Raw genomic sequence first — 18,747 nt, 5'->3', positions numbered from 1 at the left:
TCGGCGCGGGTCGGTGTCCCGGCCGGGCAGGCCTCGGCGGCGGTGCCGCCGTCGACGAGGCTCCGGAGCATGCGGGTCGTCGTGTCGGCGGCCTCTCGGCTCACCACCTGCCGGGCGTTCGACCGGACGATCCGTGCCCTTCGGGCCGGCAGCTTCACGTCCTTGCCCGGTATTCCTCCGGCCGGCGTCGAGCCGGGGATCTGGATCCGTAGGGGTGTGCGAGCGGGCGGGGCACGGGCCGGGCGCAGGCCGGGCGAGGTGGATGCCGCCGGTCGCGGCCGGGCGAGGCAGATGTCGGATTCTCGCCAGCCCCGTCCTTCGGGGTGCCCGATGCTTGAGGCATGGAGAACGGGATGCACACGGACACCGAGCGCTGCGTGCGTGCCGTCCAGTCGAAGGACGCGCGCTTCGACGGATGGTTCTTCACAGCGGTGACGACGACGAGGATCTACTGTCGGCCCAGCTGCCCGGTCGTGCCGCCGAAGCCGCAGAACATGATCTTCTACCCGAGCGCGGCCGCCTGCCAGCAGGCCGGATTCCGGGCCTGCAAGCGGTGCCGCCCGGACACCAGCCCCGGTTCACCGGAATGGAACCACCGCGCCGACCTGGTGGCCCGCGCGATGCGGCTGATCGGCGACGGTGTCGTCGACCGCGACGGCGTACCGGGCCTGGCCACCCGGCTCGGTTACAGCACCCGCCAGATCGAGCGGCAGCTCCTGGCCGAGCTGGGCGCGGGACCTCTGGCGCTCGCCCGGGCCCAGCGTGCCCAGACGGCCCGGCTGCTCATCGAGACGACTCCGCTCCCTATGGCCGAGATCGCGTTCGCCGCCGGCTTCTCCTCCATCCGCACCTTCAACGACACCGTCCGCGAGGTCTTCGCGCTGTCCCCGAGCGAGCTGCGCGCCCGCCTGCCCAGGAACCGGGCCGGAGCCGCGGCGGGAACCCCGGGCCTGCCGGGCGTACTGAACCTCAGGCTCCCCTTCCGTGCCCCGCTCAACCCCGACAACCTCTTCGGACACCTCGTGGCGACCGCCGTACCCGGGGTGGAGGAGTGGCGCGACGGTGCGTACCGGCGGACCTTGCGACTGCCGTACGGGCACGGGATCGCCGGCCTGAAACCGATGCCGGACCACATCGCGTGCCGCCTGACCCTCAGCGACCTGCGTGACCTGTCCGTCGCGATCAGCCGTTGCCGCCGCCTGCTCGACCTGGACGCCGATCCGGTGGCGGTCGACGACCAGCTGCGTACGGATCCGCTGCTGGCACCGCTGGTCGACAAGGCCCCCGGCCGCCGGGTACCGCGCACGGTCGACGAGGCCGAGTTCGCCGTACGTGCGGTACTGGGGCAGCAGGTCTCCACGGCCGCCGCGCGTACCCACGCCGCCCGCCTCGTCACCGCGCACGGCGTCCCGGTGGATGACCCGGAAGGCGGCCTCACCCATCTCTTCCCCTCGCCGCGGGCGCTCGCCGCACTCGACCCCGAGTCGCTCGCGATGCCCCGCACCCGACGCGCCACCTTCACCACACTGGTCGGCCAACTCGCCGAGGGGACGCTTCACTTGGGAGTGGAGAGCGACTGGGGGCAGGCCAGGGCCACGCTCCTCGCGCTCCCCGGCTTCGGTCCCTGGACCGCCGACGTGATCGCGATGCGCGCACTCGGGGACCCGGACGCCTTTCTTCCCACCGACCTCGGAATCCGGCGCGCGGCCCGGGAGTTGGGGCTCCCGTCCACACCCGTCGCCCTGACGGCCCGCGCCGCGGCCTGGCGTCCCTGGCGGGCCTACGCGGTCCAGTACCTGTGGGCGGCCGGCAGCCACCCGATCAACTTCCTGCCGGCGCAGGACGGTTCCCCGCACCCGTCGGAGGCCACGAAGCCCGCCTCCCGTACGACGACGCCACACACGCGTACCCCGCGCACCCCAGCCGCTCGCGCTCCGCGCACTCCGGACACCACACGCACTTCACGCATCAAGGACGCCCAGTGAAACGGCACACGGTCATCGACAGCCCCTACGACCCCCTCACCCTCGTCGCCGACGGCGACGGCGTCCTGTGCGGCCTCTACGTGGTCGGTCAGCGCCACCGCCCGCCGGAGGAGAGCTTCGGAGAGCGCGACGACACCCTTTTCGACGAGGTGATTGAGCAGCTGAACGCCTACTTCGAGGGCGAGTTGAAGGAGTTCACCGTCGAACTGCGCATGATCGGGACACCCTTCCAGCGAAGTGTGTGGGACCAGCTGCGGCAGATCCCCTACGGCGAGACCCGCTCGTACGGCGAACTCGCCGAAGCCCTGGGCAACACGGGCGCCTCCCGCGCGGTCGGCCTCGCCAACGGCAAGAATCCGATCGGGATCATCGTGCCCTGCCACCGCGTGATCGGCGCGGGCGGGAGCCTCACCGGCTATGGCGGCGGCCTGGACCGCAAGAGGCGACTCCTCGATCTCGAGAGCGGATCGGCGCTCTTCTGACCGCTCCCACCCATCCGCCGGGCCACCGGACACCCCGGCCGGTGGAGCGGTCCGGGCGGCGGTACGCGGCGGCCGACGCGCGATATGGGCTGGTGACGGGCAGCAACCTTTACGAAGTCGGCGTTGTCTGAACCGCTATGAAGATCTCTTTTCTGATCCACAGTGCCTACGCGATCGGGGGCACGATCACCACCACCTTCAATCTGGCCCGCGCGCTTGCCGCGCGGCACGAGGTGGAGATCGTCTCCGTGCTGCGCAACCGTGAGCACCCGATGCTGTCCCTGGATCCCCGAGTCTCGTTGCGGTCGCTGGTGGATCTGAGGCAGGAGAAGGAGCATCCGTCGCATCTGAGACCGGCGCGGGTCTTCCCCCGCGCCGAGTACCGGTACCGGGAGTACAGCGAGCTGACCGACCGGCGGATCGGAGAGTGGCTCGCAGCGACCGACGCCGATGTGGTGATCGGGACCAGGCCGGGGCTCAACGTGCATCTCGCGCTCCAGGCTCCGCGGCACGTCGCGCGCATCGGCCAGGAGCACCTCACCCTGGACAGGCATCCGCCCCGGCTGCGTTCCGCCCTGCGGCGGGCCTATCGCCGGCTCGACACGCTCACCACGGTGACCGAGGCGGACGCCGCCGCCTACCGGCGCAAGATGCACATGCCCGGAGTCCGGGTGGAGGCACTTCCGAACAGCGTGCCGGATCCCGTGCTGCCACCTTCCGACGGCACCGCGAAAGTGATCGTCGCGGCCGGCCGCCTGGTCCCCGTCAAACGGTACGACCTGCTCATCGAGGCCTTCGCCCTGATCGCCGCCGATTGCCCCGACTGGCAACTACGCATATACGGCAAGGGCGAGGAGCACGACCGGCTGCGGCGGCTCGTCACCGACCTCGGCCTGTACGACAGAGTCCTCCTGATGGGCGCGGTGACCCTCATGGAGGCGGAGTGGGTCAAGGGCTCGATCGCGGTGGCGGCCTCCGACTCCGAGGCGTTCGGCATGACCATCGTCGAGGCGATGAGCTGCGGTCTGCCGGTGGTGAGCACCGACTGCCCCCACGGACCGGGCGAAATCATCGAGGACGGTGTCGACGGCCGGCTGGTGCCGGTCGGAGACCGTGACGCGCTGGGCGCGGCACTGCGGGAAGCGGTCCGCGACGACGAGTGGCGCCTGCGTGCGGGCCGTGCGGCCCGGAAGAATGCGCGGCGATTCGCTCCCGGCCCCGTCGTCACCCAGGCGGAACGTTTACTCGCCGAGGCCGTGTCGGCGAGAAGGGCGGACCGGCCGGTCCTGCGGGAACGCCCACGGGTGAGCCGTGTCCTGGCCGGCCAGGGCTTCGCGATACGCGACACCGCGCACAGCGCGGCCGGCGGCGTGCTGCGCGTCCTGCGGAGGCGGGGGTGAACACGGACAGGGAGAAGCAGCCACACGCCGGCTGCACGATCGGTACGGACGGCCGGATCACCTTCGACCTGCCGCCAGGGGCACCCGAAGGACAGCAGTTGCTGCTGCGACTGCGCCCGAAGAAGGGACAGCCCGAAAAGACGGTCCACGTCCTCGACCTGGAGCCGGCCGGTGAACGCCGCAGCGCCGTCCTGGACGCTCGAGCCGTTCTCACGGAAGGCCGCTGGGACGTGTACCTGCTCCGGGAACCGGGATCCGAGCGGCAGCGTCTGCGCGCCGGTCTGCGCGATCTGCGGGCCCTCGTCGGCGGACACCTTCGCCGGTGGCCGGCACCACTGGCCGTCCGGACCCCCTACGTCACCAAGGACGGCCATCTCGCGGTGCGCGCCTGGCTGCGCACCGCCCACGCGGAGGCCGACGGCATCGATGTCACCGGTCGTTCGATGACGGTCAGGGCATGCCTGCACGGCGCCTCGCTCCAGGAAGGAGCCGTCGTGAGCCTGCGCCTGCGAGGTGCCGGCGCCACCGTTCGCACCGTGGAGCCCTGTGCCGGAGACGACGGCCGGAGCCTCTCCTTCACCGTCGACTACGCGGAGCTGGCCGCCGGGACACCACCGGGGTCCGGCGTCTGGGACATCTCCGTCCGGCCTGCGGCTCAAGCACCCCTCATCCGCGTCGGCCGCCTTCTCGACGACCTGGCGGACCGCAAGGACGTGGTCGTCTACCCGACGGCCGACTTCGGCGGTGTCGCCCTGCGCCCCTACTACACCGTCGACAACGACCTCTCCATAGAAGTGAAAGGGCAGCCATGACCTGTATGGCGCACCGCGGGCTTCCTCCCGGGTGACCCCGGTGGCGTGAGCCCCGCGGTCACTGGTGTCTGGACGAAGGGAGAGCAGGCAGAAGGCGGGAGACCATGGAGCGGAAGCACAAGCGCCTCGCGACACCCCGGGCCGCCGGGATGGCCGGGGTGGTGTTCGCGATCCTGATGGCCGCGGCGATCGTGCTGGTACGCATCGCTCTGCCCGGCGGCGAGGACGGCGCGAACCTCGACGCCGGACAGCGCAGCGGAATCCGGACGGCCCTGGAACTGGTGCCGTTCGCCGGGATCGCGTTCCTGTGGTTCATGGGCGCCCTCCGCGAGCAGGCCGGCCCGGCCGAGGACCGGTTCGTCGCCACCGTGTTCCTGGGCAGCGGCGTGGTCTTCGTCGCCACGCTGTTCGGCGCCGCCGCGGCGGCCGGGACCGTGCTCGGCGAAAGCCGGCAGAGCCCCTCCTTCGGCAGCCACTTCGCCTACGCCCTGCTGACCACGTACGCCATGCGGATGGCGGCGGTGTTCATCATCACGACGTCGACCATCGGCCGCAGGCTCGGCGTGTTCCCGCGCCCGCTGGTCGTCGTCGGCTATCTCGCGGGTCTGATGCTGCTCGTGGCGGGAACGGGCGTGCCCTGGTCCGAGATGGTCTTCCCGGCCTGGGCACTGCTCCTCAGCCTGAACATCCTGTGGGGCCGACGTCCCGCCGCGGCACCACCCACCGCCCCGGCCTGACCGGGCCTGACCAGGCCTGAGCGGGCCGCACCGCTCACTCGAACGGTCCGCTCCTCGTCGCTGCTTCCCGCCCGGCCGCCGAGAGCGGCCGCAGGAGGGTTGACCGGGCCCTTGGAGAGGACCGATCCCGTGGTAAGGATTGCCGTCGATCTGAACCGCTGTCAGGGGTACGCGTAGTGCGCGTTCCTCGCTCCCGAGATCTTCACCATGCACGGCGAAGAGGCGCTGCTGTACGACCCGGAGCCCGACGAGGCGCCGCGCGAGAAGCTGGACCGGGCCGCCGCGGCCTGCCCGGTCCAGGCCGTCCTCGTCGATGCGGTGGAACCCGACGGTGTGGAACCCGACGCCGTGGACGTACCGGCCGAGGGGGTGTCGCATGCTCGGTGACGGATCCCTGGACCGGCTCAAGCGCGATGGCCGCATCGTCGTCGTCGGCGCCTCGCTGGCCGGCCTGCGGGCCGCCGAGACCTTGCGGGAAAAGGGCTTCGCGGGTTCGCTGACCATGATCGGCGACGAGCCCTGCGAATCGTACGACCGGCCCCCGCTGTCCAAGCAGGTGCTGCAGCACCGACACCAGCGCCAACCGCCCTGGTGAGAAACCCGGTCGGCCATCGGCCGGATACAGGTGAGTGAAGTCCTCGTCGGCGAACACCACATCCAGCCGGTCCCGCATCAGCATCACCGGCGTCCCCCTCGGACACGCCGCCCACGCCGTCCGGACCGTCATCGGGGGAATCCGCTGGAAACTTGCCGGACGCATCGACACCGTCCACCGCCCCTAAACCGAGGCCGCCCCGCTACCGACCAGCCAACCACCACCAGCGACCGCCGTCACCACCCCGCCAAGATCACCAACAGAGTCACGGCATTGGCCCTAGGTCCGCTGGTCGGTCTGGACTGACTTCCCCACCTGCCACCTGCCACCTGCCTCGCAGCCGAACTGTGCCCATCGGGTCGATGCCTTGGAGCCGGCGCCTTGGACGGGCCTCCTACTCCATCGTCTGGTGGGTGTCTTCGGTTCGGAGCTTATGCATGAGCTTGGGCAAGGCCGTGCCAATGGGTTCGCGGATGACCTGGTCGGCGATCTCGTCGTACGGGGTCGGTTCGGCGTTGACGATGACGAGGCGGGCTCCGTGGTCGGCGGCGACGCCGGCGAGGCCGGCCGCCGGGTGGACCTGGAGGGTGGTACCGACGGCGATGAAGATCTGGCAGGCCTTGGTGATGGCGGCGGCTTGGCCGAGGACGACGGGGTCGAGGCGTTCGCCGAACATCACGGTCGCGGGCTTGAGGATCGCGCCGCACGTTAGACAGCGTGGGTCGTCCTCGCCAGCGTCGACGCGGGCGAGGACGTCCTCCATGGGGCCGCGCGCATGACATCCGGTACACACGAAACTCCTTGCGGTGCCATGGAGTTCGAGGACCTTGCGGGCGGGCATTCCGGCGAGCTGGTGCAGCCCGTCGACGTTCTGCGTGATCACGCGCACCGGAACGCCGGAGCGCTCCAGCCCGGCCACCGCCCGGTGTGCGGCGTTGGGCTCGGCCTGGAGTGTCCGGTTCTTACGCCGCATCTGCCAGGCCCGGCGCCTGATCTCGGGATCGCCCATGTAGTACTCGTAGGTCACGAGCTTCTCGGCCTCGGGATCCTTCCTCCACAGGCCGTTGGGGCCGCGATAGTCGGGGATACCGGAATCGGTGGAGATCCCTGCCCCGCTGAGGATGGCGACGAGTGGCCTGTTCATGAGCCTGAAGGTACGGCGCTCGCCTGCTCGGAGCGACTGGATATCTGGGCGCGGGCAACGCGCATGGTTCTGCTGCGATGATGCGGCCTACGTCGGGCGATTCATTTTTGGCCGATCTAGGGTTCTGGGTTGGCCTTCGGCTCGAAGCGGCGAGCGTGTGCTGCGGCGCGCAGCAGCGATTGGGCAACTCGCTCGGCGTCATTGGCCGACAAGACAATCTCTTGAGTGAACAGCACTGCCAGCCGAACTGTGCCGTTCAGGGCGTTGGTTGCGACGTCGACCTGCACCCCGTTACCGGTTGCGTCGTAGACCTCCAGGTCCAGATCACTCCTGAATGCGCTCATGTTCTGAGCATGGCATGTCGGGCGGGTGGGCGTTCAGGCACGGGTGCACGGCGCCAGGGAGCGCTGCCGACCCCGTCGCGACCGGTCCGAGTGCGATCATGGGCGCCCTCTCGGCTGCGGGGCCGTCCACGGCGTGACTGATCACGTCCAAGTCCCGTTCCTGCTCCACGACGTACACAGCGTTGCGGGCCCAACGTGCCATGCACGCCCGTTTTCCCGACGCTCCCGATATGACGACGGTCGCGAACTGGTGCTACGTCGGCTCCGGGCACACCCCCGGCGCGGCCTTTCTGGCCGCTGGGGTGGCGGAAGACCTCGATCAGCTGGGGGAAGGACTTCGAGTGATGAGGATCTTCCATGATCCCAGGTCTGCTCCGGCTTTCCCTTGGTGGCTCACTCAATAGGCCTGATCATGTGGGGATGACTCACCATGGACAGTCCCGGCAGCCGCTCCAGCCCGATTCCGCGCTGTACCCCGACGTTGCAGCCGCTGGAAGCCTCGCCGCTGCCCTCGCCCAGTGCGCTGCCGAGAACGGCTTGGACCTTGGTGAGGTTCGGTCCTCGCTTGACCGTCCGTCACTCATCCACGCAGGGGTCGCAAGCCGCAACCCTCGGTTGGACCACTTCAACGTGAACCTCGGATCCGAGGAGCGGGTGTTCCTCGTCGCCGCATGGGGTGAGGGTGTGAATCTCACCTGCGGCTCCACTGAGGACCTCAAAGCGCTCGCGAAAGCAGCTGCAGCCTGGTACGAGGGCGTTCCGCTGGCTGAGCTGCACGCCGCGGCACCTTTCCTGGAGGTCGGAACCCTCGCTGCAGCTCACGAGCGCGGGCCTGAGCATGCCGTGGCGGAGAAGTGGCGCGGATATCTGGAACCGGGCCTGTCTGTGGACCTCGACTTGATCCGCGCGGCGTACGCCGAGCCGAGACTGCGTGCGCTTTTCCCCTTCACAAGCCACGGCAGCCTGCAGTTCAGCAGGTGTACAGGGTGGCCCTTCTCGTATGATGTCTCCAAAATCCATCCCCTCGGCGGCGACCGGTATGCGGTGCAGCACCGCGGCGAGAAGTTCGCCATGGTGCCTGCGTACACGGCTCAGGAAGCCGTGGCACTGGTTGTCGCCCGCATGCCGGAGACCTGGGGGCCAGCGGTAGCCGGGACGGAGCACGAACTGCGAGACCGCGAAAGCTGCTGACGGCACACGGCTCCTCAACTGCCCCGATGCGTCACAGGCCGGGCACGAAAACGAGCAGTTTGCGGAGTCCCATAGCCTGGCGCGCCCGCGCGGCGCTCTGGGGAACCACAACCTGGAACACCGACGCGAAGGCTCACACGCCGCTCCGCTTCCCCGGCCAGTACTACGACCCCGAAACGGGCCTCCGCCACAACTACTTCCGGGCGTACGACCCGGAGACGGCCCGCTACCTCAGCCCTGATGTCCCGGGCGCCATCGCGTGGCGTCGATTTCCGTCCGAGGGATGGGAGCCGGGCAGGTTCTCAGTCACAGTGGACGTACTCGGTCGAGGGGGAAGCCGTGGCGGGGGAAGGAAAACCGATGATGGAACCCGGTCTGTTCGAACTGGAAGCCGTCGTGGTGGAGCAACCGGAGCGTTCACGATGGCGCAGATACGTGGGTCCCGCCCTGGCCGTGTCCACCGTGGAGGGGACCCTGCTCGCCCAGGTCACGCACCCCGACGACACGCACTCCCTCCTCGCGAAAACGTCCGGCGAGTGCATCGTCCGTATCAAGAGGCGTTCCCGGTTCGGCCAGTTCGGACCGGTGCGGTTCCACTTCACCGACAGCGCGGACTTGGAGGTCGGCACCGCCGTTGCCCGTGGAGTCGTGAAGACGCTACGGCTGACCCTTCAGACGGAACAGGGACGCCAACTCCTCCTCACACGGTGGGGTCACCTGTCCGCCGAATGGCTTCTTACGGAGACCGATCCGAGACGGAGCCCGGCGCCAGAGATACTCGGCCGGGTCACGGTGAGCGACGTCGACGCGTGGCTCGGATTGCAGCGGTACGCAGTCGAAACGGATCCCCGTCTGGACGCCTCCGAACGGCGGACCGTCGTTGCCTCGGTCGTCTGTCTGCACCTGCTCCGCCGGCCTCCGGGTGGCAGCGCCGCACCGGCGTGAGAGGGACCTGGCGCTGGTGCCCGGTACGGTTCACCGGGCCGTGTCCGGGTGTCGGCGCGGTTGCGGGAGGACATCGTCTTAGGCAGGGAGATCCGACTTCCTGCTCAGATTCCGGGCGGACACTTCCTCGTCGTCCGCTTCGAGGGAGAGCCGGACCAGCCCTGTCCAGACGCCTGTCCGTTTCTGGCGAACGGATATCGCGCTGTTCGGCCGGGATGCCCGCGTCGCGCTGACGAAGGCGGCGGTGGCGCGTCCACCCGGAGGGTTTTAGGGGCTCGGTGCGAGGGCGGCGCGGGTGTGGCGGGTCTCGTGGGTACGCTCGCGCTCCGACGGCAGAAACCCACGCAGAACCCCTCCGAGCGGACGTAGGAGAAGACCCATCACCGAGTCGAAGTCCGAGGAGGCCGAGCCCGCTCCGGGCGACGAGTCCGCCGAGGCGGAGTCCGCTCCGGGCAACCAGCCCACGGAGGCCGAGCAGCTCAGGACCATGCTGATGCGGCCGGCGTACCGGCGGGCGCTCGTGTTCTGCGCTGTCATCGGTGTGCCGGTCTCGCTGGCCGCGTTCTGGTTCCTGGTGCTCCTCCACGAGCTGGAACATCTGATGTGGGTGCAGTGGCCGCACGATCTCGGGTGGACGGTTCCGCCGTGGTGGTGGCCACTGCCGCCGACGCTCCTGTCGGGTCTGCTGGTGGCCCTGATCGTGCTGTGGCTCCCGGGGCGGGGCGGACACATCCCGGCTTCGGGTCTGCACGCGGGCGGGGTGTCGAAGTCCGCGCTGCCGGGTGTCGCCCTCGCCGCTCTGGCCAGCCTTCCGCTGGGAGCGGTACTCGGGCCCGAATCGCCCCTGATCGCGCTGGGCGGCGGCCTGGCGCTGCTTTTCCGGGATCTCGTACGGGCTCCCGCGACCAAGGCGAGCACGGCGCTGCTCGGTGCCGCCGGCGCCGCGGCGGCCATTTCGGCGATCTTCGGCAGCCCTCTGGTCGCCGCCGTGCTGCTGATGGAAGTGGCCGGGGTGGGCGGGCCGCAGCTGTTCGCGGTGATGCTCCCCGCACTGCTCGCCAGCGGAGTCGGCGCCATCGTGTTCACCGGTTTCGGCGACTGGACCGGACTGCAGACCGGGAGCCTCCAGATCGGACTTCCCGCACCCGCGACCCTCGACGCCGGGGACGTGCTCTGGTCGGTGCTCATGGCATGTGCCATCGGGGTCGGTATCCACTGGGTGATCGTGGGCGGCCGGTACGCGGCCCGCGCCGTGTCCGCGCACACGCTGCGGACCACGGTGCTCTGCGCGCTCGGCGCGGGCGGCTGTGCGGCGCTATACACGGCCGTCACCGGGCGCTCGCCGGCCGACGTGGCCCTGTCCGGCCAGACCACCCTGGGACAACTCGCCGCCCACCCGCACGCGTGGTCGGTCGGCAGTCTGGTGGCCGTGCTGGTGTTCAAGGCCATCGCGTACGCACTGTGCCTGGGCAGCCTGCGCGGTGGTCCGGTGTTCCCCGCGCTGTTCCTCGGCGGCGCCATGGGCGCCCTGCTGGCGCCGCTCCCGGGGTTCGGCGTCGTGCCGGCCATGGCGGCGGGCATGGCCGCCGCGTCCGCCGCCGCGCTCCGGTTGCCCGTCAGCTGTGTCGTGCTGGTCGTGCTCCTGGTGGGCAACTCGGGAACGGTACCGGTGATCGTGCTCGCCGCCGTGGTGTCCTTCGTGACCGTCGAACTGCTGCCGCAGGGCCCGGACATCCCCCCGTTCAGGGACGCAGCCGGTCGAGCGCCTCGTCCAGCGTCGTCGCGGCCATGATGAGCGAGAGATGGGTGAACGCCTGCGGGAAGTTGCCCAGTTGCTCCCCGCTCGGGCCGATCTCCTCGGCGAACAGGCCGACATGGTTGGCGTACGTCTGCATCTTCTCGAAGGTGTAGCGGGCTTGCGGGAGCCGTCCCGCCCGGGCGAGCGCGTCGACGTACAGGAACGTGCAGAGGCTGAACGTCCCCTCGGAGCCGCGCAGTCCGTCGGGCGAGGCCGCGGGGTCGTAACGGTAGACGAGGCTGTCGGAGACGAGGATGCGGTCCATGGCGTCCAGTGTGCTCAGCCAGCCGGGGCTCCGCGGGGAGACGAAGCCGACGCGGGGCGCCAGCAGCAGCGAAGCGTCCAGGACGTCGCCGTCGTAGTGCTGGACGATCGCCTGCTGCTTGTCGCTCCAGCCGCGCGCCATCACCTGTTCGAAGATCGCGTCCCGGGCCGCGGTCCAGCGGACGGTGTCGGCCGGTCTGCTGAACTCGGCGGCCAGCTTCAGGCCCCGGTCGAACGCGGCCCAGCACATCACCCGGCTGTAGGTGAAGTCCTTGCGCCCGCCGCGGGTCTCCCAGATGCCCTCGTCGGGCCGGTCCCAGTTGTCCGCGAGCCAGTCGAGGATGCCGGCCAGCCCCTTCCAGCCGTGGTATCCGGCCCGCTCACCGACCGAGCGGCCCTCGGCCAGGGCGTAGAGGGCCTCGCCGTAGATGTCGAGCTGCAACTGGTCGGAGGCCGCGTTGCCGACGCGTACTGGGGACGAGCCGCGGTAGCCCTCGAAGTGCTCCAGGATCTCCTCCGTCAGATGCGGGTCGCCGTCGACCCGGTACATGATCTGGAGGACTTCGTCGTCCGGTCCTTCGCGCGCCTCCAGGCGGTCGCCGATCCAGCGGGTGAACTGGTGCGCCTCCTCCTCGAAGCCGAGGTCGAGCAGCGCCCGCACCGACAGCGAGCCGTCCCGCACCCACGTGTACCGGTAGTCCCAGTTGCGCTCACCGCCGACCTGCTCGGGCAGCCCCATGGTGGCGGCGGCGACCGGCGCGCCCGTCGGGGCGTAGGTGAGGAGCTTGAGGGTGATGGCGGAGCGGTGCACCATCTCCGTCCAGCGGCCCCGGTAGTTCGAGGTGCGCACCCACTTCTGCCAGAAGTCGACGTTGTTCCACAGGTCCTCGGTGACCCCGTCGATCGTGGGGGGTGGCGGCGCCTCGCCGTCGGGCCCGCACATCGTGAACACCACGGCCGCCTGCTCGCCGTTGTCGAGGGTGATGCCGCCCCGGACGTCCTGCCCGTCGCGCTCGAACGGGATGTTGCCCTGGAGGTAGGCGGTCGCGCCCGGGGACCGGAACGTCGCCGTGCCGGGGGTCAGGTCGAGTTCGTGGGTGGCCCGCGCGTAGTCGAACCGCGGCCGGCACTCCAGAGCGAAGTGCACGGTGCCGCGCACCGAGCGGACGACGCGCACCAGACTGTGCCGGTCGGTCGGGGTCGGGCCCGGCAGGACCGGCATGTAGTCGATGATCTCGCCCACGCCGTCCGGGGACATGAAACGGGTCACCACGAGGGCCGTGTCCGGGTAGTAGAGCTGCCGCCAGGTCCCCTCGGGGTGGTCCGGCGCGAGGCGGAAGTAGCCGCCGCCGTCGTGGTCCAGCAGCGAGGCGAAGACACTGGGGGAGTCGAAGCGTGGTGCCGGGAACCAGTTGACCACGCCCTGGGACGACACCAGGGCCGCGGTCTGCAGGTCCCCGATCAGACCATGGTCGGCGATGGGCGGATAGCGATCCATGCTGGCCTCCTTGTCGGGCTCGTCAGGCCGCTTCGGCCTTGACGCGCCCCGAACGGACGGCGTCGACGAGCGCCCGGTGGTCCTTCTCGTTCTGGTCGGCGTAGCTCTCGGCGAACGGGACCAGCGCCCGGTCGAAGACGTCACCGCCGCCCAGATAGGAGGCGATGGCGATCCGGTCGCCCGACCTCGCATGTGCGCGGGCCAGCGTGGCACCGCACAGCTCGCCGAAGGCCCGCATGCCGGACGGCACCATGGCCTCGGGTTCGGCTATGCCTTTCCAGTCCCGCAACTGCCGTACGTAGAAGTCCCGTCGGCGGCCGTCGATGCCGTCGGCCCGCTCCCAGCCCAGGAAGATGTCACTGGTGGCCTGCATGAGCCGCTGGCCGGCGACCACGCGCTCGCCCTGCGTCCGGTACTCGCTGGCGCCGGCGAACGGCGCCAGCACCGACTCGTCGGCCTCCTTGGCCTGCAGGAGCAGCGGGTCCGAGTCGTCCCGGCCGAGCAGCAGGATGATCCAGCAGCGGGTACCCACACTTCCGACACCGACCACCTTGCGCGCCACGTCGGCGATTTGGTACTGCTCCAGCAGGAACCGCCGGTCCGAGTTCAGGCTCCGGCCGTAGCGTTCGATCAGGCGGCGGATCTGCTTCTCCAGCGCGCCGCGTTCGACATCGGGAAGCAGCTCCTGCAGCGGCGTGATCAGCGGCGGATCGGGGGCGATGCGGGCCTTGCCGTCCACCAGGTGGGTGAGCTTGGCGAAGGCCTGGAGGCTGTCCCGGGTGCGCGCCTTGGCCGTCGTCCTGGACCAGCGTTCACGCGCCCGCGCGCTCAACTCTCCGGCGATATGGGTCCGTACCCACTCCTCGTCGAAATGCGTGTACCACACGGGGAGATTGCCCAGCCCGGCGAAGCGCCTCATCCACTCGCGGTACGACCGCACCGCCGCCCGGACGATGTCGGCGCGCTCCTTGGTGCTGAAGCCGTTCGCCCGGCCCGCGATGACGAAGCTGGTGGACAGCCGCTTCACGTCCCACTCCCAGGGGCCGGGCAGCGTCTCGTCGAAGTCATTGATGTCGAACATCATGCGGCGCTCGGGCGAGGCCAGCAGCCGGAAGTTCAACAGGTGGGCGTCGCCGCACAGTTGGGCCCTGATGCCGGACCGGGGGGTGTCGGCGAGGTCCCCGGCCATGATGGCGGCGGCCCCGCGGTAGAAGCGGAAGGGCGACTCGGTCATCCTGCCGTAGCGGATCGGTACGAGCTCGGGCACCCGGGTCGCCGACTGGCCCTCCACGACGTCCACCGGGTCGGTCCGCTTCGGCGAGGGGACGAAGTCGGCGTGGCTGGAACGGGGTACGGCGGACCGGGCGGCCTTGCCGAGCGCGGCTCGTTCCGCCGGGGTGTGGTGCGGCGGGTGGCTGTCGGCCGGATGCTTGGGGGTCACTGCAGACGCTCCGCGATGTGGTCGCCGACACGGAGTGCGTTGGCGATGGCGGTCAGTGAAGGATTCACCGCGCCGATGCTCGGGAAGAAGCTCGTGTCGACGACGTAGAGGTTGTCCAGGTCGTGGGCCTTGCAGTTGACGTCGAGAGCCGAATCGGCGGGGTCGTGGCCGAAGCGGACCGTCCCCGCCTGGTGTGCCGTCGCGCCGATCGGCATGCCCTTGTGCAGATAGATGCTGTGCGGCAGGAGATGGTGCTCACGCATGCCCAAGTGGCCGAGCATGCCCTGCAGTTCGTGCCGCAGACGCTGGAGTCCGGCGATGTTGTTCTTCTCGTCGAGGGCGAGGTGGATGTCGCCGTTCCCGTCCAGGGTGACGCGGTTGTCCGCGGCGGGCAGGTCCTCTCCGCACAGCCAGAAGTCGACGGCGTGGTGGGCGAGCACCTCGAAGGGCATGTCGGGAGCGACGGCTCCCGCCCAGCGGGGCGCCTCTCCGTGGATCTGTTCGGAGTCGGACTTGCCGAGCATCTGGATGCCGCCGAGGGGGTAGTCCCAGTCGTCGGATCCCAGGTACCAGTCGTGCAGCGCGAGCGTCTTCTGGAACTTGGTGTCGTTCGGTTCCTCGGATATGGCCATCAGGGCGAGGTTGTTGTGCCGCATGTAGTGACGGCCCACCACGTCCGAGCTGTTGGCCAGACCGCGCGGATGCCGGTCGTTCGCCGAACGAAGCAGCAGCGCGGCCGAGTTGACGGCACCGCAGGCGACGATCACGATGTCCGCACTGAACTCGACGGTCGAACCGCCGGGCGAATCGCCCCCGCCCCCGTTTTCGCCCCCGCCCCCGTTTCCGTCACCCACCATCGCGACGACGGAGGTGACATTGCGGCCCGTGGCGTCGGTGTCGAGCCGTCGTACGTTCGCGTGGGTGACCATCTCCACGTTGGGGTGTTCCAGGGCGGGGTCGACGCAGACCACCTGCGCGTCGGACTTCGCGCCGACCAGGCAGGGAAAGCCGTCGACGCGGTCGCAGCGGATGCAGGCGCTGGTGTGCACGGCCCGGCCCCGCTCGTCCTGGGTGAGATTCACCCCGATCGGGAGGTGGAAGGGGTGCAGCCCCCGCTTCTCCAGGTCGTCACTGAGTCGCTGGATGCGCGGCTCGTGCCGGACCGGCGGATAGGCGTACTGGGCGCTGCTGGGCCCTTCGGTCGGGTCCTCTCCGTGGCGGCCGTGCACGAGGTAGAGGTGTTCGGCCTGGGTGTAGTACGGCTCCAGGTCCTGGTAGCCGAGAGGCCAGGCGGGGGAGAGCCCGCCGTGGTGGCGCAGCTCGCCGAAGTCCTCGGGGCGCAGCCGGAAGAGCGCTGCGCCGTAGAACTTGGTGTTGCCGCCCACGTAGTAGTTGACCTCGGGTGGGAACTGGTCGCCGTGCCGGTCGTACCAGAACTCCGGGGCCCGGTACTTGCCCTTGACGAAGACCGCGGTGGAGTCCCAGTTGTCGCGTTCGCGCGGGAGGTAGCCACCGCGTTCGAGGAGGAGAATCCGTTTGCCGGTGGGAGCCAGCCGATGGGCGATGGTCCCGCCGCCCGCGCCGGTTCCGATAACGATGACGTCGTAGTGACGTGAGTCGGTCATGCCGGCCACCGTCCTTGGATCGTGGTCCGGGCCTGCCAGCGGAGGGGGGATCCGGCCCGATCACCAAGGTAGCTCTGGGCGATATGTCCGGCGAGTTGAGCTAATCGGGCGAACCCGGACGGCGGACCATGGCGGGTTCCCGCGCGATGACGGCACCGGCGGTGATGCCCACGGAGATGACGACGCACAGTCCGATCAGCCAGGACAGCACGGTGAAGACCGCGCCCAGCGACCCGTAGCGTTCCAGGCTGTGGTTGAGCGCGTTGGGTACGTACACCTTGGCGATCACCGACAGCACGGTCAGGGCGACTCCGGTCACGATCGCGCCGGGCAGCAGTGGCAGCCAGGGGATGCGCCCCGCGAGCAGCAGGTGCTGGGTCCACCACCAGACGCCGACCTCGGTGACCAGGAGCAGCGGGAGGCCGAGCCAGGACCCCACGCCGAAGCCGGTCCGCAGCGGTCCCTGCAGGGCGATGACGACCAGCAGGGTCACGATCCACACGAACCAGCGCCAGACGGCGATCCGCGCGCTCGCGGCCGGCAGCAGCCAGGCACGCTGGCAGAGTCGCTGCATCGCCCGGCTGCACGCGGTGGCGGACAGCAGCACCATCAGCAGGCTGACCGCCCCGGTGCTCTGCCGCAGGCCCGCGGAGTCGGCCCCGTACACCTTCTTCAGCTGCTGGTCGGCGCTGCCGGTGATGCCGAGGATGTCGTGCACGGAGTCGACGATCTCCTTGCGTACCGACTGAGGGGCGAAGGAGGCGACCACGAAGAGCAGCGGAACGGCGGTCAGGAAGGCCTGGGCGGCGAGCCGGGGCGCGGAATCCAGCAGGTTCACCGCGATGAGATGGGAGGAGAGGCGGGTGATCACCGGAAACCGTGTCGCGGCGCCGGCGCGCATTCCCAGCAGCCGGGCCCGCAGTGCCGCCGCCCGCTCGCGCAGGCGGCTCCGGCCGCCGCCGGTGTTCGAGCCGGGTCCTTCACCTGCGCGCATTCCGCTCCCCGTGTCGGGCCTTGGCCGCCCCCCGTCGGGGGGTGACCGCGCCGCCAGCGTGCAGTCCGGCGGGGTCGCGGTGCTCGCGACGCGAGCACCGCTGGGCCGTACGGGGGTGGCGGCGAGACGTGGTGTGCCGGGCGGAACCGTGGATTTGTGGAGGAGGGCGGGGGCGGCGACGATGAAGGCATGCGCGATGCCGCGGCGGTGAGCCGCGCGAGACCACGCGGGGGCGGCGATGGTCCTTGACCTGGTCCTCATCGGTCTGGTGATCGCCCTGGACCCCCTGCCGGTCACCGGATTCGTGCTGGTGCTGTCGTCGCGCAACGGAATCTGGAAGGGCCTCGCCTTCATCCTCACCTGGCTGGCCACGTTCGTCGGCATCATCGCCGCGGTCCTGCTCATGACCGGCGGTCAGCCACCGCCCCCCAAGTCCTCGCCGTCCACGGCCGCCCTGGCCGCCAAACTGGCGATCGGTGTCGGAATGGTCTGCTACGCGGAGCGCACCCGCCGCAACATCGGCAAGCGGAACAAGTCCTCCGGCTTCATGTCGCGGATCGAGCGGATCTCCCCTTGGTCCGCGGCGGGACTGGCGCTGCTGCTCCAGCCGTGGGGGATGGTCGCGGCCGGAGCGGCCACCGTCGTGGAAGCCGACCTCTCGCACGCCGCGTCGTACGCGGCGCTGATGGGCTATGTCCTGCTGGCCACGTCCAGCATCCTGACGATGGAGATCTACGCGACGTTCGCCCCGCGATCGGCTCATGTCCGGCTCGGGAAGCTGCGTGCGTGGCTGGAGGGGCACCAGGACCAGGCGTTGGTGTCGCTGGTGCTGTTCCTGGGGCTGTGGCTGGTGGGCAAGAGCATCTACCAGCTGACCGCGTGAACCACCTGGCCGGCCCGAACGGCTCCTTTCGTCAGGGGTGCGAGGAGGCTCGTCAGCGGCTGGAGGGAGGCGTCGCACCGAAGTGCGGCGGCTTCCGTCCGGTGCTGCAATGGCATTGACGAGGGGCAGGGGGACCACCATGACCATGCAGGGGTGAAACCGTGAGCGAAGATGAATTCGTCGAGATGGGACCGATCGACTATGTGGTCGTGGAGTTTCCCGGTAACCGAATGACCGGTGAGGGATTCCCGATCCTGGTCGATCTGGTGGACCGCGGCGTCATTCGGATTCTCGACCTTTTGTTCGTGAGGAAGGACAAGGACGGCTCCGTGGTCGGCATGGAGATCGCCGACTTCGACGGAGACGGAGCGCTCGACCTCGCCGTCTTCGAGGGTGTGTCCTCCGGCCTGCTGGGCGAGGACGACATCGAGGAGGCGGGGAGGGCCCTGGAGCCCGGCAACTCCGCCGGAATCCTGGTCTACGAGAACGTGTGGGCGGCCCCCTTCGCCACCGCCCTGCGCCGCAGCGGTGCCCAGATGGTCGCCTCCGGGCGCATTCCGGTGCCGGCCGTGCTGGCCGCGCTCGAAGAGGCGGACGCCGGATAGACGA

General features: G+C 69.9%; 16 protein-coding genes and 3 pseudogenes. 13 read left to right on the top strand and 6 right to left on the bottom strand.

The window, feature by feature from the left end:
* The first annotated feature begins 341 nt into the window (after positions 1 to 341).
* The 7 genes and pseudogenes from N4G66_RS17685 to N4G66_RS17655 form a co-directional block, all read left to right on the top strand.
* The gene (locus tag N4G66_RS17685; protein ID WP_391858830.1) at positions 342 to 1,985 is read left to right on the top strand and encodes an AlkA N-terminal domain-containing protein; all 1,644 of its coding nucleotides are present in this window, start codon (positions 342 to 344) and stop codon (positions 1,983 to 1,985) included.
* Complete coding sequence (locus N4G66_RS17680) at positions 1,982 to 2,467, top strand: methylated-DNA--[protein]-cysteine S-methyltransferase (protein WP_261705077.1); 486 nt, start codon at positions 1,982 to 1,984, stop codon at positions 2,465 to 2,467. Before N4G66_RS17685 ends, N4G66_RS17680 begins: the two co-directional genes overlap by 4 nt.
* A gap of 137 nt (positions 2,468 to 2,604) precedes the next feature.
* Positions 2,605 to 3,867 (top strand): glycosyltransferase family 4 protein, encoded by a 1,263-nt coding sequence (locus tag N4G66_RS17675; protein WP_261705076.1) that lies wholly within the window; start codon positions 2,605 to 2,607, stop codon positions 3,865 to 3,867.
* On the top strand, positions 3,864 to 4,679 hold the full coding sequence (locus N4G66_RS17670; RefSeq protein WP_261705075.1) for a hypothetical protein: 816 nt from the start codon (positions 3,864 to 3,866) through the stop codon (positions 4,677 to 4,679). The genes N4G66_RS17675 and N4G66_RS17670 overlap by 4 nt, the downstream gene beginning before the upstream one ends.
* A 104-nt stretch (positions 4,680 to 4,783) precedes the next feature.
* On the top strand, positions 4,784 to 5,416 hold the full coding sequence (locus N4G66_RS17665; protein ID WP_261705074.1) for a hypothetical protein: 633 nt from the start codon (positions 4,784 to 4,786) through the stop codon (positions 5,414 to 5,416).
* 189 nt (positions 5,417 to 5,605) lie between these two features.
* A pseudogene (locus N4G66_RS17660) lies at positions 5,606 to 5,803 on the top strand (ferredoxin); the annotation flags it as partial.
* A pseudogene (locus N4G66_RS17655) lies at positions 5,793 to 5,987 on the top strand (FAD-dependent oxidoreductase); the annotation flags it as partial. The pseudogenes N4G66_RS17660 and N4G66_RS17655, both read left to right, overlap by 11 nt.
* Positions 5,988 to 6,405: 418 nt before the next feature.
* Here N4G66_RS17655 and N4G66_RS17650 read toward each other — a convergent pair.
* Positions 6,406 to 7,155, bottom strand: a complete 750-nt coding sequence (locus N4G66_RS17650; RefSeq protein WP_261705071.1) for an SIR2 family NAD-dependent protein deacylase — start codon at positions 7,153 to 7,155, stop codon at positions 6,406 to 6,408.
* 116 nt (positions 7,156 to 7,271) lie between these two features.
* Positions 7,272 to 7,499 (bottom strand): hypothetical protein, encoded by a 228-nt coding sequence (locus N4G66_RS17645; protein WP_261705070.1) that lies wholly within the window; start codon positions 7,497 to 7,499, stop codon positions 7,272 to 7,274.
* A gap of 357 nt (positions 7,500 to 7,856) precedes the next feature.
* On the opposite strand from N4G66_RS17645, the gene N4G66_RS17640 reads away from it, so the two are divergent.
* The 4 genes and pseudogenes from N4G66_RS17640 (at position 7,857) to N4G66_RS17625 (ending at position 11,427) form a co-directional block, all read left to right on the top strand.
* On the top strand, positions 7,857 to 8,690 hold the full coding sequence (locus N4G66_RS17640; protein ID WP_261705069.1) for a DUF6193 family natural product biosynthesis protein: 834 nt from the start codon (positions 7,857 to 7,859) through the stop codon (positions 8,688 to 8,690).
* A 35-nt stretch (positions 8,691 to 8,725) separates the two neighbouring features.
* Positions 8,726 to 8,941: pseudogene (locus N4G66_RS17635) on the top strand (RHS repeat-associated core domain-containing protein); the annotation flags it as partial.
* A gap of 109 nt (positions 8,942 to 9,050) precedes the next feature.
* On the top strand, positions 9,051 to 9,635 hold the full coding sequence (locus tag N4G66_RS17630; protein ID WP_261705068.1) for a hypothetical protein: 585 nt from the start codon (positions 9,051 to 9,053) through the stop codon (positions 9,633 to 9,635).
* Positions 9,636 to 10,122: 487 nt separating this feature from the next.
* Complete coding sequence (locus N4G66_RS17625; RefSeq protein WP_261705104.1) at positions 10,123 to 11,427, top strand: chloride channel protein; 1,305 nt, start codon at positions 10,123 to 10,125, stop codon at positions 11,425 to 11,427.
* Here the strand turns inward: N4G66_RS17625 and N4G66_RS17620 are convergent.
* The 4 genes from N4G66_RS17620 to N4G66_RS17605 form a co-directional block, all read right to left on the bottom strand.
* Positions 11,378 to 13,195, bottom strand: coding sequence for a glycoside hydrolase family 15 protein (locus N4G66_RS17620; protein ID WP_261705067.1), 1,818 nt, complete (start codon positions 13,193 to 13,195; stop codon positions 11,378 to 11,380). The genes N4G66_RS17625 and N4G66_RS17620 overlap by 50 nt on opposite strands.
* Positions 13,196 to 13,217: 22 nt before the next feature.
* On the bottom strand, positions 13,218 to 14,636 hold the full coding sequence (locus tag N4G66_RS17615; protein WP_261705066.1) for a DUF2252 domain-containing protein: 1,419 nt from the start codon (positions 14,634 to 14,636) through the stop codon (positions 13,218 to 13,220).
* A complete protein-coding gene (locus N4G66_RS17610) occupies positions 14,633 to 16,261 on the bottom strand; it encodes a GMC oxidoreductase (RefSeq protein ID WP_261705065.1) in 1,629 nt (542 codons plus the stop codon). Before N4G66_RS17610 ends, N4G66_RS17615 begins: the two co-directional genes overlap by 4 nt.
* 100 nt (positions 16,262 to 16,361) lie before the next feature.
* Positions 16,362 to 17,255: a YhjD/YihY/BrkB family envelope integrity protein gene (locus N4G66_RS17605; protein ID WP_261705064.1), complete on the bottom strand. Its 894-nt coding sequence runs from the start codon at positions 17,253 to 17,255 to the stop codon at positions 16,362 to 16,364.
* A 238-nt stretch (positions 17,256 to 17,493) separates the two neighbouring features.
* On the opposite strand from N4G66_RS17605, the gene N4G66_RS17600 reads away from it, so the two are divergent.
* Together N4G66_RS17600 and N4G66_RS17595 are read left to right on the top strand one after the other, a co-directional pair.
* Positions 17,494 to 18,138, top strand: a complete 645-nt coding sequence (locus tag N4G66_RS17600; RefSeq protein WP_261705063.1) for a GAP family protein — start codon at positions 17,494 to 17,496, stop codon at positions 18,136 to 18,138.
* A gap of 185 nt (positions 18,139 to 18,323) precedes the next feature.
* The gene (locus N4G66_RS17595; protein ID WP_261705103.1) at positions 18,324 to 18,743 is read left to right on the top strand and encodes a DUF6325 family protein; all 420 of its coding nucleotides are present in this window, start codon (positions 18,324 to 18,326) and stop codon (positions 18,741 to 18,743) included.
* The last annotated feature ends 4 nt before the right edge of the window (positions 18,744 to 18,747 follow it).

Source organism: Streptomyces rhizosphaerihabitans (assembly GCF_025399795.1).
Lineage (GTDB): Bacteria > Actinomycetota > Actinomycetes > Streptomycetales > Streptomycetaceae > Streptomyces > Streptomyces rhizosphaerihabitans.
This window is presented reverse-complemented; position numbering and strand designations above follow the sequence as displayed.